Source organism: Klebsiella sp. D5A (assembly GCF_001620885.1).
Lineage (GTDB): Bacteria > Pseudomonadota > Gammaproteobacteria > Enterobacterales > Enterobacteriaceae > Klebsiella > Klebsiella variicola.
In genome coordinates, this window is sequence record NZ_LOAR01000003.1 from 40,180 (window position 1) to 57,404 (window position 17,225).

Sequence of the window (17,225 nt, forward strand, 5' to 3'; positions counted from 1 at the left end):
GGGCAAGCGGAGCGCCGCCCGGCAAGATGTTCAGGCCACGTACCCGTCCTGATGCCCGGTGGCGGCTGCGCCTTACCGGGCCTACGGTCTGGCCTGGGGGACTCTGGCATTGTAGGCCGGGCAAGCGCAGCGCCGCCCGGCAAAAGAGTTCAGGCCGCGTACTCGTCCTGATGGCACGGCCCGCGTTAGCCGAACAGGCTGGAGAGACGCTGGAGCACCAGCAGGGCGCTGTAGTAGTCAAGACGGAAGGTCTCGGTGCCCAGCGGGTAGACGCGTTTGCCTGCGACCGCCGGGAGATGCGCCAGCAGCGGGTTGGCGTAGATGGCATCCGCATCTTTCTGGTCGCCGGCGAACAGGAACAGGCTCTGGCCGTTCAGACCGGCCGCGAGGTTCTCCCCGCCCAGCTGCACGATATCGTGGCGTTTACCCTGGCTATGGCTGGCGGGCAGGCCGCCCGGCAGCGTCGCCAGGCTAAAGCCCAGCTGTTCGAGCATCTGCCCCTGGGCCGATGCCGGCGTCCAGATATTGGCGCTGTGCGCGGCGGCGGTATAGACCAGGGCGGTCACCGGCTGCGGCGGCAGCTTCATTTTTTCTTTTAACGAAACGAGCTGTTTATTGAAGTCGGCGATGCGCGCGCTGGCCTGCTGCTCATGGCCGGTGATCTGCCCCAGTTGGGTGAGCAAGGTTTGCCAGCTTTTATCGTCATAGTTGATGACCAGCGTCGGGGCGATCGTTTTGAGCTGATCGTACAGCGGCAGGGCAGAGTCGCCGCCGGTGGCGCTCACCAGGATCAGGTCCGGCATCTGGGCGGCCACCGCTTCCGCGCTTGGTTCGCCGATGTACAGCCGCGCCAGCTTACGGGCTTTGGCGACCTCGCTCCACTGGCGCAGAAAGCCCTGACTATCGGCGACGCGGTTGTTCGGCGTGGTGGCGCCGCTGGCGGCCACCGGAGCGTCAATCGCCAGCAGCGAACCGGTAAGCGTTACGCTGGTGGAGACAATGCGCAGCGGCTGGCTCGGCAGGGTGTGTGTCCCGTAGCTGTCTGTGACCTGGCGCGGCCAGTCCGCCGCCTGGGCTGAGGTAATTCCTAAAAGCAACAGCATGCCGGTCAGCGCACCGCGGCGGCAGAAAGAAAAGAAGTTCACGTCATCGCATCCTGATTCGAAAGGTAATAAATGCGTCTCATTTTCAACTTTGCGTCAGCAGGATGCAAGCCAAAGTGGCGCGCAATGACGTAACGCGGTTGACATGGCGGGCAATACCTTTTAGGTTAGCCGACCAAAATACAAATGATAATTATTCGTAATATATTTATCGTTTTTGGAGGATGATATGGAAACGTCACTGGCTGAGGATGTACAGAAACACACCCAGACCCTGTCTCCGGACAGCTTCTTCTTTATGTCGCCGTACCGCAGTTTTAGCACCTCCGGCTGCTTCCGCCGCTTCTCACAGCCCGCTGTCGGCGGCGATGCGCTGAACGGCGAGTTCCAGCAGCAGATGGCCGCCGCTTTTGCCGAGGCCCGCGCGGCGGGGATCCGCAAGCCGGTGATGGTGGGGGCTATCCCGTTCGACACCTGTCAGCCTTCCGAGCTCTATATCCCCGAGCGCTGGGAAGCGTTCTCTCGCCCGGAAAAACAGCGTTCCGCCCGCTACGCCGCGCCGCTGGAGACAATGGAAGTGGTGGAGCGCCGGGAGATCCCGGAGCAGGACGCGTTTTTAGCCATGGTGGAACGCGCTGCCGCGCTGACCGCCACCCCGGAAGTGGACAAGGTGGTGCTCTCAAGGCTTATCGATATTACCACCCGCGACCGCGTCGATAGCGGCGCGCTGATGGAGCGACTGATCGCCCAGAACCCGGCGAGCTTTAACTTCCACGTGCCGCTCTCCGACGGCGGCGTGCTGCTGGGCGCCAGCCCGGAGCTGCTGCTGCGTAAAGACGGGCCGCGCTTCAGCTCATTGCCGCTGGCTGGCTCCGCCCGTCGTCAACCGGACGATGTGCTGGACCGGGAAGCGGGCAACAGGCTGCTGGCATCCGGCAAAGATCGCCACGAGCACGAGCTGGTGACCCAGGCGATGAAGAGCGTGCTGGGCCCGCGCAGCAGCCAGCTGTCGCTGCCGGCATCGCCGCAGTTGATTACCACCCCAACGCTCTGGCACCTGGCAACACCAATCGAAGGCACCGCGCTGGCGCAAGAAAACGCCATGTCGCTGGCCTGTCTGCTGCACCCGACCCCGGCGCTGAGCGGCTTCCCACACCAGGCGGCGAAGCGCCTGATTGCCGAACTGGAACCCTTCGACCGTCAGCTGTTCGGCGGCATCGTCGGCTGGTGTGACGATGAAGGCAACGGCGAATGGGTGGTGACCATCCGCTGCGCGCGTCTGCAGCAGCGTACGCTGCGCCTGTTTGCCGGCGCGGGAATCGTTCCGGCCTCCTCGCCGCTGGGCGAATGGCGCGAAACCGGCGTCAAACTGACCACCATGCTTAACGTATTTGGCTTGAATTAAGAGGCAAAGATGATTGCATTTACCCGTTGGCCGGATGCGTTCGCGGCCCGCTATCGTCAAAAAGGCTACTGGCAGGATCTGCCGTTAACCAATCTGATCACCCGTCACGCGGAAAACGACGCCGTGGCGATTATCGATGGCGAACGGCAGATTAGCTACCGCCAGTTTAATCAGCTGGTGGACAACCTTGCCTGCTCGCTGCAGCGCCAGGGACTGAAGCGCGGGGAAACCGCGCTGGTGCAGTTGGGCAACGTCGCCGAGTTTTACATCACCTTCTTTGCGCTGCTGCGCATCGGCGTCGCGCCAGTGAACGCGCTGTTCAGCCATCAGCGCAGCGAGCTTAACGCCTACGCCGCGCAGATTAAACCGGCGCTGCTGATTGCCGATCGCGAGCACGCGCTGTTTGCTGACGATAGCTTCCTCCATGCGTTTATCGCTGAGCATCCTTCCCTGCGCGTCGCACTGTTGCGTAACGACGGCGGCGAGCGCGATCTGGCGACGGAGATTAATCGCCCGGCGGATAACTTTGTCGCCAATCCAACCCCTGCCGACGAAGTGGCCTTTTTCCAGCTCTCCGGCGGCAGCACCGGGACGCCGAAGCTGATCCCGCGCACCCATAACGATTACGACTACAGCATCCGCCGCAGCAATGAGATCTGCGGGATCAACGCGGAGACGCGCTACCTCAACGCGCTGCCGGCGGCGCATAACTATGCGATGAGTTCCCCGGGTTCGCTCGGCGTCTTCCTCGCCGGCGGGCGGGTGATCCTCGCCGCCGACCCGAGCGCCACCCTCTGTTTCCCGCTGATTGAACAACATCAGATCAACGTTGCCTCGCTGGTGCCGCCGGCGGTCAGCCTGTGGCTGCAGGCGATCCATGAATGGGGCAGCAATGCGCAACTGCAATCGCTGGAGCTGCTGCAGGTCGGCGGCGCGCGCCTGTCGGCGACCCTCGCCGCGCGCATTCCGGCGGAAATCGGCTGCCAGCTGCAGCAGGTGTTCGGCATGGCGGAAGGGCTGGTGAATTACACCCGCCTTAACGACAGCCCGGAGCGGATCATCCATACCCAGGGCTGCCCGATGTGCCCGGACGATGAAGTGTGGGTAGCGGATGCCGACGGCAACCCGCTGCCGCGCGGCGAAGTGGGTCGCCTGATGACCCGCGGGCCGTATACCTTCCGCGGCTACTACAACAGCCCGCAGCATAACGCGGAAGCCTTTGACGCTGACGGGTTTTACTGCTCCGGCGATCTGATTTCGATCGACGAAGACGGGTATATCACCGTCCAGGGCCGGGAAAAAGATCAGATCAACCGCGGCGGCGAGAAGATCGCCGCTGAAGAGATCGAAAACCTGCTGCTGCGCCATGAGGCGGTGATCCACGCCGCGCTGGTCAGCATCGAAGACAACCTGCTGGGCGAGAAAAGCTGCGCTTATCTGGTGGTGACCTCGCCGCTGCGCGCCGTCGCGGTGCGCCGCTTCCTGCGCGAGCAGGGGGTGGCTGAATTTAAACTGCCGGATCGCGTGGAGTGCGTTGCCGCGCTGCCGCTGACGCCGGTGGGCAAAGTCGATAAAAAACAATTACGTCAGTGGCTGGCCGAAGGCAAGCTGGGCTGAAGGAGAACAGAGAATGGCAATCCCTAAATTACAGGCATATGCGCTGCCGGAAGCCAGCGATATCCCGGCGAACAAAGTCAACTGGGCCTTTGAGCCGTCGCGCGCCGCGCTGCTGATCCACGATATGCAGGAGTATTTCCTCAACTTCTGGGGCGAAAACAGCGCGATGATGGAGAAAGTGGTGGCCAATATCGCCGCCCTGCGCGACTTCTGCAAACAGAACGGCATTCCGGTGTACTACACCGCCCAGCCGAAAGAGCAGAGTGATGAAGATCGGGCGTTGCTGAATGATATGTGGGGGCCGGGCCTGACCCGCTCGCCGGAGCAGCAGCAGGTGATTGCCGCGCTGGCGCCGGATGAAGACGATACCGTGCTGGTGAAATGGCGTTACAGCGCATTTCATCGCTCGCCGCTGGAGGAGATGTTGAAAGAGGCCGGCCGCGACCAGCTGATCATCACCGGCGTTTATGCTCATATCGGCTGCATGACCACCGCCACCGATGCTTTCATGCGCGATATCAAACCGTTCTTTGTCGCCGACGCCCTGGCGGACTTCAGCCGTGAAGAGCACCTGATGGCGCTGAAATACGTCGCCGGCCGCTCCGGCCGCGTGGTGATGACCGAAGAGCTGCTGCCGCTGCCGGCCTCCAAAGCGGCGCTGCGCGCGCTGATCCTGCCGCTGCTCGACGAATCCGACGAACCGCTGGATGATGAAAATCTGATCGACTACGGTCTGGATTCGGTGCGGATGATGGCCCTGGCCGCCCGCTGGCGCAAAGTGCACGGCGATATCGACTTCGTGATGCTGGCGAAGAACCCGACCATCGACGCCTGGTGGGCGCTGCTCTCCCGTGAGGTGAAATAATGGCGGCGCTGGATTTCCACGGCCAGACCGTGTGGGTGACCGGCGCAGGTAAAGGGATTGGCTATGCCACCGCGCTGGCTTTCGTCGAGGCCGGGGCTAACGTCACCGGTTTCGACCTTGCCTTTGACGGCGAAGGTTATCCGTTTGCCACCGAAACGCTGGACGTCGCCGATGCCGGTCAGGTACGCGACGTGTGCGCGCGGCTGCTCAACAACATCGAACGACTGGACGTGCTGGTGAACGCCGCCGGGATCCTGCGCATGGGCGCCACCGACCAGCTGAGCGCGGAAGACTGGCAGCAAACCTTCGCGGTCAACGTTGGCGGCGCGTTTAATCTGTTTCAGCAGACGATGGCCCAGTTCCGCCGTCAGCGGGGCGGGGCGATCGTCACCGTCGCCTCCGATGCCGCGCATACGCCGCGTATCGGCATGAGCGCCTATGGCGCCTCGAAAGCGGCGCTGAAAAGCCTGGCGTTAACCGTTGGCCTTGAGCTGGCAGGCAGCGGCGTGCGCTGCAACCTCGTGTCGCCGGGCTCCACCGACACCGATATGCAGCGCACCCTGTGGGTCAGCGACGATGCCGAGCAGCAGCGGATCCGCGGCTTCGGCGAGCAGTTTAAGCTGGGCATCCCGCTGGGCAAAATCGCCCGCCCGCAGGAGATCGCCAATACCATTCTGTTCCTCGCCTCTTCTCACGCCAGCCATATTACGCTGCAGGATATTGTGGTCGATGGCGGCTCGACGCTGGGGGCGTAAATGGCCTGGAAGCGAGAGCTCACGCTGGCGGCGCTGAACGCCAGCAGCGAAAACACCATGGTGGCGCATCTTGGCATCATCTACACCCGACTGGAAGCGGGGCTGCTGGAGGCGGAGATGCCGGTGGATGCGCGCACCCATCAGCCGTTTGGTCTGCTGCACGGCGGCGCCTCCGCGGCGCTGGCGGAGACGCTGGGCTCGATGGCCGGTTGGCTGATGACCGAAGAAGGGCAGTGCGTGGTGGGCACCGAGCTTAACGCTACCCACCATCGTCCGGTCTCCAGCGGGAAAGTGCGCGGCGAATGCCGACCGCTGCATCTTGGCCGCCAGAGCCAGAGCTGGGAGATAGTGGTGTATGACGAGAAGGGGCGGCGCTGCTGCACCTGTCGTCTGGGCACCGCGGTGCTGGGCTAAGAAGCCGCTGTTTCCCCGGCTTGCGCGACGCTTAGCCGGGCTACGTATCGGCGCAATGGGTAGCCGGGATAAGGCGCAGCGCGCCGCCATCCGGGAATTTCCCTGCTCGCGCTGTACTTAGCAGGGCTACGGTTTCTGGGCCAGGAAGCTGCTATTTCCCCGGCTTGCGCTACGCTTAGCCGGGCTACGTATCGGCGCAATGGGTAGCCGGGATAAGGCGCAGCGCGCCGCCATCCGGGAATTTCCCTGCTCGCGCTGCGCTTAGCAGGGCTACGGTTTCTGGGCCAGGAAGCCGCTGTTTCCCCGGCTTGCGCTACGCTTAGCCGGACTACGTATCGGCGCAATGGGTAGCCGGGATAAGGCGCAGCGCGCTGCCATCCGGGAATTTCCCTGCTCGCGCTGTACTTAGCAGGGCTACGGTTTCTGGGCTGAGGAGCCGCTATTTCCCCGGCTTGCGCTGCGCTTGGCCGGGCTACGGATCTGTAGGTCGGGTAAGGCGTTAGCCGCCACCCGACAAACAAACGGCACCGTTCACGGTAATCCTTTCATTCATTTTCCTGCCTTAAGTGATCTCGCTAGCAATGTGAGACAAATCTCTGTGGGTGTACGGCATCTGCGCTGTTTCGATGTTGTTAAATTCTGCGTTGTGATCTAGAAACAAAATGTAACATCCTGATTACCCTACCGGTGGACCACAACAATGAATAATTCAGGGAAATACCTTATCTGGACACTGCTCTCCGTGATCGGAGCCTTTGCCCTCGGCTATATCGCCTTAAACCGGGGTGAGCAGATAAATGCGCTGTGGATTGTCGTCGCGGCGGTCTGCGTTTATCTGATCGCATATCGTTTCTACGGTCTGTATATCGCCAAAACCGTTCTCGGCGTTGACCCGACGCGGATGACGCCGGCGGTACGACATAATGACGGCCTCGATTATGTTCCGACCGACAAAAAAGTGCTGTTCGGTCACCATTTTGCCGCCATTGCCGGCGCGGGGCCGCTGGTGGGCCCGGTGCTTGCCGCGCAGATGGGCTACCTGCCGGGGATGATCTGGATCCTCGCCGGCGTGGTGCTGGCCGGCGCCGTACAGGACTTTATGGTGCTGTTTGTTTCGACCCGTCGCGATGGCCGCTCGCTTGGCGAACTGGTTAAAGAGGAGATGGGGCCAACCGCTGGCGTCCTGGCGCTGGTGGCCTGCTTTATGATCATGGTCATCATCCTCGCGGTCCTGGCGATGATCGTGGTGAAAGCGTTGACCCACAGTCCGTGGGGGACATACACCGTCGCCTTTACCATCCCGCTGGCGATCTTTATGGGTATCTATATTCGCTACCTGCGCCCGGGGCGCATCGGCGAGGTGTCGGTGATCGGCCTGGTGATGCTGGTGTTCGCCATCATCTCCGGCGGTTGGGTGGCGGAAAGCCCGACCTGGGCGCCGTGGTTTGATTACACCGGCGTACAGCTGACCTGGATCCTGGTGGGCTACGGCTTTGTCGCCGCGGTACTGCCGGTCTGGCTGCTGCTGGCCCCGCGCGACTACCTCTCCACCTTCCTGAAAATCGGCACCATCGTGGGGCTGGCGATTGGCATTCTGATTATGCGCCCGACCCTGACCATGCCGGCGCTGACCAAATTCGTCGACGGTACCGGCCCGGTGTGGAGCGGCAACCTGTTCCCGTTCCTGTTTATCACCATCGCCTGCGGCGCGGTCTCCGGCTTCCACGCGCTGATCTCCTCCGGCACCACGCCGAAAATGTTGGCCAACGAAGGCCAGGCCTGCTTTATCGGCTACGGTGGTATGTTGATGGAATCCTTCGTCGCCATTATGGCGCTGGTGGCGGCCTGTATTATCGACCCGGGCGTCTACTTCGCGATGAACAGCCCGATGGCGGTGCTGGCGCCGGCGGGAACCACCGATGTGGTCGCCTCGGCGGCGCAGGTGGTGAGCGGCTGGGGCTTTAGCATTACCCCGGATACGCTGCATCAAATCGCCAGCGAGGTGGGTGAACAGTCGATTATCTCCCGCGCCGGCGGCGCGCCAACCCTGGCGGTGGGGATGGCCTACATCCTGCACGGCTCGCTGGGCGGGCTGATGGATGTCTCGTTCTGGTACCACTTCGCCATTCTGTTTGAGGCGCTGTTTATCCTGACGGCGGTTGATGCCGGCACCCGTGCGGCGCGCTTTATGCTGCAGGATCTGCTGGGCGTGATTAGCCCGGGGCTGAAAAAAACCAGTTCGCTGCCGGCCAACCTGCTGGCGACCGCGCTGTGCGTCCTGGCGTGGGGCTACTTCCTGCATCAGGGGGTAGTGGATCCGCTGGGCGGGATTAACACCCTGTGGCCGCTGTTCGGTATCGCCAACCAGATGCTGGCGGGGATGGCGCTGATGCTCTGCGCGGTGGTCCTGTTCAAGATGAAACGCCAGCGCTACGCGTGGGTGGCGCTGCTGCCGACAAGCTGGCTGCTGATTTGTACCCTGACCGCCGGCTGGCAGAAGTCGTTTAGCCCGGATACCAAAGTCGGTTTCCTGGCCATCGCCAATAAATTCCAGGCGATGATCGACAGCGGCAACATTCCGCCGCAATATACCGAATCACAGCTGGCGCAGCTGGTGTTTAACAACCGTCTCGATGCCGGGCTGACCATCTTCTTTATGATTGTGGTGGTGGTGCTGGCGCTGTTCTCGATTAAAACCGCGCTGGCGGCGCTGAAAGAGGATAAACCGACGGCGAAAGAGACGCCGTACCAGGCGATGCCCGCCGATGCGCAAACTATAACCGCGCAGGCGAAGCGCGCGCATTAACCGGTGTGCCGGGTGGCGGCTTCGCCTTACCCGGCCCACATTTCTGATCCTCCTTCTCCCTTTGGGAGAGGGAAACAAAAGAGAAATGACTTATGTTCGACACCCTCTCCAAAGCGGGAAAATATTTAGGCCAGGCGGCGAAGATGATGATCGGCGTGCCGGATTACGATAACTACGTCGAGCACATGCGAATAACCCACCCGGATCAGACGCCGATGACCTATGAAGAATTCTTTCGCGAGCGCCAGGACGCGCGCTACGGCGGCAAGGGCGGGGCGAAGTGTTGTTAACCCTCTTTCGGCAGATAGAGGCTGATCTGCTCCTGGGTACAGCCGTAAATCGCCGCCAGCTTCTCGCGGGTGCGCTTCTGCGGACGGGAGTCCAGCGCTTCCAGCTGCGACACGGCGGACTGGCTGATGCCGAGTTTAGCCGCGACCTCCTGCTGGGATAGCCCGCGCAGGATGCGCCACGCGGCCTGCAGACTGACGTTTTCTTTATGCATCACGTCGCATACTTCGCCTGGTAGCATGACATTATCATAGATGTCTGATTCATAAGGAATATCTTCCCAGTCGCTTTCATCCTCGTCGTCGTACTCCAGCAGAGCCAGGCGCATACGAAAGTAATCGCTGTAAGGAATGACGACATACTGGTCTTTTCCTTCTTCATCCTTGATGTACTGAATAGTCATATTCGGTATCTTCCTCATGAAGGTAGGTGGTGGTGGTTCGGCGTTTAACCGCCACGACGTAGCAGGTATCGCCCGGCGGATCCCCAAAGGTGTAGATGACTCTGTAATCACCTAATCGCAGCCGGTAGTGGTTTTCGGGAGAGGACAATTTTTTGATATCCGAGATAGATGAAGCTTTATCATCCATCTTTTCCAGCCTGGATTTAATGCGGCTCTTATACCGATTATCGATTTTAGAAAATGGCTTATCTGCCGTTTTTGACCAGACAATCTTCATCCGTACCTCCACTGTACGCCCACACAAAATATAAGGAAATAATAAGACTATTAGATAAATTCCGAATTTCTTATGGGGTACTGTAGAGCGGAGAAAAAACGCAGGTAAGAGGCAAAACGCAACCCGTCGAGGCGGCGCGGGAAGGCCTCTGTCGGGCGACAGAGGCTTGCAGAAAATGTGCGATCAGGCGTTCAATCCGCCATCCACGTCCAGCCCCGTACCGGAGATCTGCCCGGCTGCCGGGCTGGCGAGGAAGGTGACCGCCGCGGCGATGTCTTCCGGCTGGCCGTAGTGACCGACCGCAATCATCTGGCGCTGGGCTTCCGCCTGTTCTCCGTCTTCCGGGTTCATATCGCTGTTGGTCGGCCCTGGATGGACAAGGTTAACGGTGATCCCGCGAGGGCCTAAATCACGCGCCAGGCCACGGGTCAGGGCGTTGAGGGCGGACTTGGTCATGGCGTAAACCGCGATGCCCGGCATGGCCACGCGATTAGCCAGACAGCTGCCGATGTTGATGATCCGTCCGCCATCGGCCATATGCACCAGCGCTTCCTGGGTGGCGATGACCACCCCACGAATATTGACGTTGATAAGCGCGTCAATGTCCGCCAGCGTCATGGATTCCAGTGGACCGCCGCGGGCGATCCCGGCGTTGTTGACCAGAATGTCCAGCCCGCCGAGGGACCGGGCCGCATGGGTTACCGCCTCCTGAATAGCCTGCGCGCTGGCGCTGTCGGCCTGCACCGCCTCGCCGTGCCGACCCAGGGCCTTTATTTCATCGGCGACCGCCTGGGCTTTATCGGCCGATTTTTCATACGTAATAACCACATCGGCACCGGCGCGTGCCAGCGACAGCGCGATTGCGCGACCCAACCCACGGCTGGCGCCGGTAACCAGCGCCTTTTTACCTGTTAAATCGATCTGCATGATGACCTCGTTGCGAGAGTGGTGAGCATCATCATTAGGTATAGACGGTCGGGGCGATTAACGGCTGAAGTATTCCACCTTCTCAAACGCCGCGCGCAGAACCTCAGGGGTTAACGTCACTGGTAAATAGTGAATCGACTCGCCCGGGCGCAGGGTATGGGCAATGACCCGGTCCAGCTCTGTGCGGTTATTGATATCGACCTCCAGTGCCGCCAGGGTGGTCGGCAGGTTAAAGCGCTGATACGCCTGCACTAACTGCGCCAGCACATCGTCCTGAGCAAGCAGGGCGCTCTGTACCAGAATGCCGTAGGCGACTTTGGTACCGTGGAGGAATTTATCCGTCTGCGGCAGCACCGTCAGTCCGTTGTGCACCGCATGGGCGGCGGCGACCCGGGTGTAACGTTCCCCCAGCCCGCCAACCATCCCGCCGCCGGCGATAATCGCCTCCACCACATCGCGAAACGCCTGGGTCAGATCGCCGCGGCGCTGGTCCGCCAGCGCCGTTTCGCTGCTGGCCAGCAGCACGTCGCGGATCGCCAGCGCGCCGTTAATCCCCAGCCGCACGGTGAGCGGCAGCGCCTCCGGTTGCGGCGCCAGCACCACTGCCTCATACCATTTGGCTAAGGTGTCGCCAATGCCCGCCAGCAGGTACTCCGCCGGGGCGTTGAGAATGATGCGCGGCTCGACCAGCACCAGGAAGTTGGCGTCATCGAAGATCTCAAAATTCAGGGCCTGTCCGGCGTCGCTATACCACACCGACAGCGGCGTCCACGCCGCGCAGGTGGCGGCGATGGTCGGGATGGCCACCAGCGGAACCCCCAGGCGGCGGGCCAACACTTTCGCGCTGTCGAGCAGCGCGCCGCCGCCCACGCCAATCACTACCGCCCGATCGTCACCGGAGGCCTGCACCAGCTCCGCCACGTCGCGTTCGCTGCAGTGGCCGGTAAAGCGGATCTTTTTTGCCTCCGGCAGGTGGAAGGCCGCCGGCAGAAAAGGTTCGGCGCCGGCCAGGGCGCGCTCGCCATAGACCCACACCGCCCGCGAGAGCTGGTCGGCGCTGAAAAAATCGCTCAGCCGCTCAAGGCTGCCAGGGTGGGAGAAATAGTTGGCCGGGCCGGGTACGACGCGGATATCGCTGTTGCTCATGGAAGCTGTCCTTATAGGTGTTGGGCTAAACTGATGTTATGTCTGGACATCCAGATGGCTAATATTATTTCGTTGTATCTTATGCTTTTTACGCAGTTGTCAGCCAGCGGCGGCTATGAAAAATTCGTTAAATCAGAAGATTAATTACCGCACGGGAACAGTGATGAGCGCGAACCGCCTTGAGATGCATAACATTAGCCTGGCCTTTTCCGGCTTTCAGGCACTGAACAAGGTGGACTTTACCCTTCATGGCGGGTCGGTGCATGCCCTGACCGGGGCCAACGGCGCGGGTAAGTCGACGCTGATGGCCGTGCTGTGCGGGACGCATGCTCACTATCAGGGCGAGGTGACGATCAACGATCAGCCGGTCACCATTCGTTCGCCGCGGGATGCTAAACAGTTGGGGATCCACCTGGTGCAGCAGGAGGTGGATGTGGCGCTGGTACCTGGCCTGAGCATTGCGGAAAACATCATGCTGGACAGGCTGGCAGAGCCGGGCATGGCGTTTCGCTGGTCGCGGGTTCGGCAGCTGGCGCGCGAGGCGCTGGCGCAGCTGGACGTGGCGCTGGACGTCAGGCGCTCCATTGACAGCTGCACGCTCGCCGAAAAACAGCAAATCCTGCTGGCTCGCGCTCTGTCGCACCATTGCCGCTTTTTGATCCTCGATGAGCCCACCGCGCCGCTGGATCAGCATGAAAGTGAGCGACTGTTTGCGGTAGTACGCCGTCTGCAGCAGCAGGGGATCGGGGTGGTGTTTATTTCGCATCGTATCCATGAACTGAAGGCAATCTGCGACACCCTGACGGTGCTGCGCGACGGGCGGCTGATTGAGAGCGGCCCGATGGCGCCGCTGAGCGGCGAACAGATCGTCGAAAAGATGCTGGGCCACGAGCTGAGCGATATCTTCCCACCGCCGCGCCCGCCGCACGGCGAAGAGGTGCTGCTGCAGATTGACGGTCTGCATGATGAGGCGTTGCTACAGGATATTTCGCTGCGCCTGCGGAAGGGGGAAATTCTTGGTATCGCCGGGCTGGCCGGCGCGGGCAAAACCGAGCTGTGCAAAGCGCTGTTCGGCGCCAGCAAAAGCCGGGTGCAGCGTGGCGAGCTGAACGGCCAGCCGTGGCGACCGCGCGATCCTGCCGACTCGGTGGGGCGCGGCCTGGCGCTGGTCCCGGAGGAGCGGCGCAAAGAGGGCATTTTCATCGAAGAGCCGATCGCGATGAACCTGGCGGTCAGCGCCGATAACAGCTTTTCGCGCTGGAGCCTGTTTGGCCATCGGCAGGCCTGGCGCTGGGCGGAGGAGGTGATTGCCCGCCTCGGCGTGCGCGCCACTGGCCCGGGGCAGATGCTGCGCCGTCTTTCCGGCGGCAACCAGCAGAAGGTGGCCATTGGCAAATGGCTGCGCAGTCATGCCAATGTTTTGATTTTTGACGAACCGACCAAAGGGGTCGATGTGAAAGCGAAAACCGATCTGTTCATGCTGATCGATGGTCTGGCGCGGGAAGGCAAAGGGGTGATTTATGCCTCGGGTGAATTCGCCGAGCTGGTCGGTTTATGCGACCGCATCTGCGTGCTATGGGACGGACGGATTGTGGCGGAGATCCCCGGCGCGGAAGCCCGGGAAGAGACGTTGCTTTATTATTCAACCGGAGGAGCGGCAGCGTGAGCAAGGCCCTGGCAGTAAACGCGACGGTATCGGGCCGTCAGCGATTTTTTGATTTTCTCTATAAGTGGGGCATGTTGCTGACCGTGGTGCTGCTGGTGGCGGTCTTTGGCCTCGCCTCGGACAACTTCCTTGATCCGTTCAACATCATCAACATTCTGCGCTCGATCGCGATTGTCACGGTGATTGCCATCGGGGTGTCGATTTCTCTCACCATTGGCGGCTTTGATCTGTCAGTGGGATCGACGGCATCGCTGGCTAACGCGCTGGTGATTTCCCTGTTTGTCTGGCATGGCCTGGGGACCACCGAAGCGATTCTGATCACCCTCGCGCTCTGCACCCTGGTGGGGCTGTTTAACGCCTTTCTGATCGTGGTGCTGCGCATTCCTGACATGCTCGCCACCCTGGCCAGCCTGTTTGTGATTCAGGGCGTGGCGATGACCTACAGCTACGGCGGTTCGATTACTGAAAACATGGTGCTGCCGAGCGGCGAGATGGCGGAAGGCACTATCCCGGCGGCCTTTGGCGCGCTGGGGCAGGTGCCGACCATCGTCATCATCATGCTGGTGGTGACGCTGGTCGCCCAGCTGGCACTGTCGTTCACCACCCACGGACGGCGGATGTACGCCATCGGTGGCAACCCGGAGGCCGCGCGGCTCTCCGGCCTGCGGATCACGCGTTACAAAGTCGCAGCATACGTGATTGCCTCGCTGCTGGCCGGGCTGGGCGGCATTCTGCTGGCCTCGCGTATCGGATCCTCGCAGGTCAACGCCGGCGGCGGCTATCTGATGGACGCGGTGGCGGCGGCCTGGATCGGCTTTTCGCTGGCGGGCTCCGGTAAACCGAACGCCCTGGGGACGCTGGTGGGGGCGGTGATCCTCGGCGTGCTCTCCAACGGGCTGGTGATGCTCTCGGTGCCGTATTACGCGATGGACATTATTAAAGGGTTGGTCCTGGCTGGCGCGCTGGCACTGACCTATTTTCAGCGCCGTACTTAACATTTTACAGGGTAAACAGCATGAAAAAGATCGCACTCTCTCTGATGACGCTGGGTCTGCTGCAGTCGACGGCGGCGCTGGCCACTGCCCCGACGCCGGTGCCGGCGGCGATTGCCGAGCACAGCGGCCCGATCCGTATTGCGGTGATCCGCAACCTGGGGTCTGACGATAACACCACCCAGTTTGTCTCCGGGGCGCTGCAGGAAGGCAAAAAGCTCGGTTTCAAAATCAGCACCTTCCTGAGCAACGGCGATGACGCCAAATTCCAGGACTTCGTCAACCAGGCCATCAGCCAGAAATACGATGGCATTATTCTCTCCCAGGGGCGTGACCCGTATTCCACCGCCCTGGTGAAGAAGGCGGTGGATGCCGGGATCAAAGTGGCGGTGTTCGATACCGCGGTGAGCGGTGAGATCCCCGGGGTGACGGTCAGTCAGCAGGATGACGCGTCGCTGACCGAGCTCTCTTTTGGCCAGCTGGTGAAAGACTTCAACGGCAAGGCCAACATCGTCAAGTTGTGGGTGGCGGGCTTCCCGCCGATGGAGCGCCGTCAGGCGGCTTACCAGACGCTGCTGAAGCAAAATCCGGGGATTAAAGAGCTGGAGTCGATCGGCGCCGTGTCATCCGATGTGCAGGGCGACACTGCCAACAAGGTGGGGGCGATCCTCGCCAAGTATCCGAAAGGGAAAATCGACGCGATCTGGGGCACCTGGGATGCCTTTAGCCAGGGGGCCTATAAAGCGCTGAAAGAGAATGGCCGCACTGAGATCAAACTCTACAGCATTGATATTTCCAACCAGGATCTGCAGCTGATGCGCGAAGCCGGCAGCCCATGGAAAGTGAGTGTGGCGGTGGATCCGAAGCTTATCGGCGCGACCAACGTGCGGCTGATCGCCAATAAGATCGCCGGCGAGCCGACGCCAGCCACCTACGACTTCAAGGCGGCGGCGATCCCGCAGGCGCTGCTGGCGGCCCAGCCGGGGGCGGTGAACGTGGCGTCGCTGGGGAAAATTATCCCTGGCTGGGGCCAGACCGAAGACTTTATCGCGCCGTGGTTCGCGACGCTGGAAGCGAAAAACAAATAAAATCAAGCCGGGTGGCGGTGGGCGGCGGCCTGGTGCCCTCACCCCGGCCCTCTTCCGCAGGGAGAGGGGGAAAAACCATGCCACCGGGCGAGAGGGATCCCCTATGTCAGCATTACCTTCCCCCGAATACAGCCGCAATATGCGGCTGATTGGCCATAGCGATCAGGGCGGTCGTCCGGACGGCGTGCAGCTGATGGTGCACCGCGGATTCGCCTATATCGGCCATATGGTGTCGCAGGGCTTTTCCGTGGTCGATGTTCGCGATCCGACCCGGCCCACCACCGTCAACTATATTGCCGCGCCGCCGGGCACCTGGAACGTGCATCTGCAGGCGCATGACGATCTGCTGCTGGTGATCAACGCCCGGGATCTGTTTGCCGACGCCCGTTTTGCTGATGAGAAGGTCTACTACACCCGCTCGGTGGGCGACACGGTCAGCGATGTGCAGGACAAGGGCTGGAGCGCCGGGCTGCGCATCTTTGATATTTCCACTCCCGCGCAGCCGCGGGAAATCAGTTTCCTGTCGCTTAACGGCATCGGTATTCACCGCATCTGGTACGTCGGCGGCCGCTGGGCGTATGTGTCCGCGTTGATCGACGGTTTTACTGACTACATCTTCCTGACCATCGATCTGGCCGATCCGCGTAAGCCCGAAGTGGCCGGGCGCTGGTGGCTGCCGGGGATGCACCAGGCGGGCGGTGAAACACCGGACTGGCCGCAGGGCAAACGCTATGCGCTGCATCACGCCATTATTGCCGGGGATACCGCCTACGGCAGCTGGCGCGACGGCGGCCTGACGCTGCTGGATGTCAAAGACCGTACCCAGCCGACGCTGATTAGCCATCGCAACTGGAGCCCGCCGTTCGGCGGCGGGACGCATACCGCGCTGCCGCTGCCGGATCGTGACCTGCTGGTGGTGCTTGACGAAGCGGTGCTCGACAATCAGGAGGACGGCGAGAAGCTGATCTGGCTGTTTGATATCCGCGAGCCGTCAAATCCGGTGAGCATCGCCACGTTCCCGCCGCCGGACGAAGCGGATTATGTGGCGAAAGGGGCGCATTTCGGTCCGCACAACCTGCATGAGAATCGTCCCGGCAGCTTTGTCAGCTCCACGCTTATCTTCGCCACGTATCAGAATGCCGGCGTGCGGGCTTACGACATTTCCAACCCGTATCGTCCGCTGGAGACCGGGGCGCTGGTGCCGGCGGCGCCGAAGACGATGATGGATACCCGTCCCGGCCGCCCGCAGGTGATCCAGTCCTGCGATGTGTTTGTCGATGCGCAGGGCATTATCTACAGCACCGATTACAACGGCGGGCTGTCGGTGATTGAGTATCTGGGATGAGGACAAGGTAAACGCAAAATTGTGCTCGCATGTCTGCCGGGTGGCGGCTTTCGCCTTACCCGGCCTACAAAAGACTGCAAGATCAAACCGTCATGCGGTTATCTGTAGGCCCGCGCAAGCGCAGCGCC

General features: G+C 61.5%; 16 protein-coding genes. 11 read left to right on the forward strand and 5 right to left on the reverse strand.

What is annotated here, in order from left to right:
* Positions 1 to 185: 185 nt before the first annotated feature.
* A complete protein-coding gene (gene fepB / locus AS136_RS03730) occupies positions 186 to 1,145 on the reverse strand; it encodes a Fe2+-enterobactin ABC transporter substrate-binding protein (protein WP_023322213.1) in 960 nt (319 codons plus the stop codon).
* Positions 1,146 to 1,332: 187 nt separating this feature from the next.
* Between fepB and entC the strand changes: the two genes are divergently transcribed.
* The 7 genes from entC (at position 1,333) to AS136_RS03765 (ending at position 9,255) form a co-directional block, all read left to right on the forward strand.
* Positions 1,333 to 2,508 carry an isochorismate synthase EntC gene (entC, locus tag AS136_RS03735; RefSeq protein WP_023322214.1) on the forward strand — a complete coding sequence of 392 codons (1,176 nt, stop codon included), beginning with the start codon at positions 1,333 to 1,335 and terminating at the stop codon, positions 2,506 to 2,508.
* Between the two features lie 9 nt (positions 2,509 to 2,517).
* The gene (entE, locus tag AS136_RS03740; RefSeq protein ID WP_023322215.1) at positions 2,518 to 4,125 is read left to right on the forward strand and encodes a (2,3-dihydroxybenzoyl)adenylate synthase EntE; all 1,608 of its coding nucleotides are present in this window, start codon (positions 2,518 to 2,520) and stop codon (positions 4,123 to 4,125) included.
* A gap of 13 nt (positions 4,126 to 4,138) precedes the next feature.
* Positions 4,139 to 4,990, forward strand: coding sequence for an enterobactin biosynthesis bifunctional isochorismatase/aryl carrier protein EntB (gene entB, locus AS136_RS03745; protein WP_012968725.1), 852 nt, complete (start codon positions 4,139 to 4,141; stop codon positions 4,988 to 4,990).
* Entirely contained in the window at positions 4,990 to 5,745 is a 756-nt protein-coding gene (entA, locus tag AS136_RS03750; RefSeq protein ID WP_012068428.1) for a 2,3-dihydro-2,3-dihydroxybenzoate dehydrogenase EntA, read from the forward strand. Before entB ends, entA begins: the two co-directional genes overlap by 1 nt.
* On the forward strand, positions 5,746 to 6,159 hold the full coding sequence (gene entH / locus AS136_RS03755) for a proofreading thioesterase EntH (RefSeq protein WP_008805589.1): 414 nt from the start codon (positions 5,746 to 5,748) through the stop codon (positions 6,157 to 6,159).
* A 700-nt stretch (positions 6,160 to 6,859) separates the two neighbouring features.
* On the forward strand, positions 6,860 to 8,965 hold the full coding sequence (gene cstA / locus AS136_RS03760; protein ID WP_008805590.1) for a pyruvate/proton symporter CstA: 2,106 nt from the start codon (positions 6,860 to 6,862) through the stop codon (positions 8,963 to 8,965).
* 92 nt (positions 8,966 to 9,057) lie between these two features.
* Positions 9,058 to 9,255 (forward strand): YbdD/YjiX family protein, encoded by a 198-nt coding sequence (locus AS136_RS03765; RefSeq protein ID WP_002893903.1) that lies wholly within the window; start codon positions 9,058 to 9,060, stop codon positions 9,253 to 9,255.
* Here the strand turns inward: AS136_RS03765 and AS136_RS03770 are convergent.
* The 4 genes from AS136_RS03770 to AS136_RS03785 all read right to left on the reverse strand — a co-directional run bounded on the left by AS136_RS03770 (position 9,252) and on the right by AS136_RS03785 (position 12,006).
* Positions 9,252 to 9,656, reverse strand: a complete 405-nt coding sequence (locus AS136_RS03770; RefSeq protein ID WP_008805591.1) for a helix-turn-helix domain-containing protein — start codon at positions 9,654 to 9,656, stop codon at positions 9,252 to 9,254. The genes AS136_RS03765 and AS136_RS03770 overlap by 4 nt on opposite strands.
* The gene (locus AS136_RS03775) at positions 9,631 to 9,933 is read right to left on the reverse strand and encodes a type II toxin-antitoxin system RelE family toxin (protein WP_012068431.1); all 303 of its coding nucleotides are present in this window, start codon (positions 9,931 to 9,933) and stop codon (positions 9,631 to 9,633) included. Before AS136_RS03775 ends, AS136_RS03770 begins: the two co-directional genes overlap by 26 nt.
* Before the next feature lie 183 nt (positions 9,934 to 10,116).
* Positions 10,117 to 10,860: an SDR family NAD(P)-dependent oxidoreductase gene (locus tag AS136_RS03780; protein ID WP_012068432.1), complete on the reverse strand. Its 744-nt coding sequence runs from the start codon at positions 10,858 to 10,860 to the stop codon at positions 10,117 to 10,119.
* A gap of 57 nt (positions 10,861 to 10,917) precedes the next feature.
* Positions 10,918 to 12,006, reverse strand: a complete 1,089-nt coding sequence (locus tag AS136_RS03785) for an oxidoreductase (RefSeq protein WP_008805594.1) — start codon at positions 12,004 to 12,006, stop codon at positions 10,918 to 10,920.
* 163 nt (positions 12,007 to 12,169) lie between these two features.
* Here AS136_RS03785 and AS136_RS03790 point away from each other — a divergent pair, with 163 nt between their 5' ends.
* The 4 genes from AS136_RS03790 to AS136_RS03805 all read left to right on the forward strand — a co-directional run bounded on the left by AS136_RS03790 (position 12,170) and on the right by AS136_RS03805 (position 17,097).
* Positions 12,170 to 13,672: a sugar ABC transporter ATP-binding protein gene (locus AS136_RS03790; protein ID WP_012542480.1), complete on the forward strand. Its 1,503-nt coding sequence runs from the start codon at positions 12,170 to 12,172 to the stop codon at positions 13,670 to 13,672.
* Positions 13,669 to 14,667: an ABC transporter permease gene (locus tag AS136_RS03795; RefSeq protein ID WP_002894035.1), complete on the forward strand. Its 999-nt coding sequence runs from the start codon at positions 13,669 to 13,671 to the stop codon at positions 14,665 to 14,667. The genes AS136_RS03790 and AS136_RS03795 overlap by 4 nt, the downstream gene beginning before the upstream one ends.
* A 20-nt stretch (positions 14,668 to 14,687) precedes the next feature.
* Entirely contained in the window at positions 14,688 to 15,752 is a 1,065-nt protein-coding gene (locus AS136_RS03800; protein ID WP_008805596.1) for a sugar ABC transporter substrate-binding protein, read from the forward strand.
* 103 nt (positions 15,753 to 15,855) lie between these two features.
* Positions 15,856 to 17,097, forward strand: a complete 1,242-nt coding sequence (locus tag AS136_RS03805; protein ID WP_008805597.1) for an LVIVD repeat-containing protein — start codon at positions 15,856 to 15,858, stop codon at positions 17,095 to 17,097.
* The last annotated feature ends 128 nt before the right edge of the window (positions 17,098 to 17,225 follow it).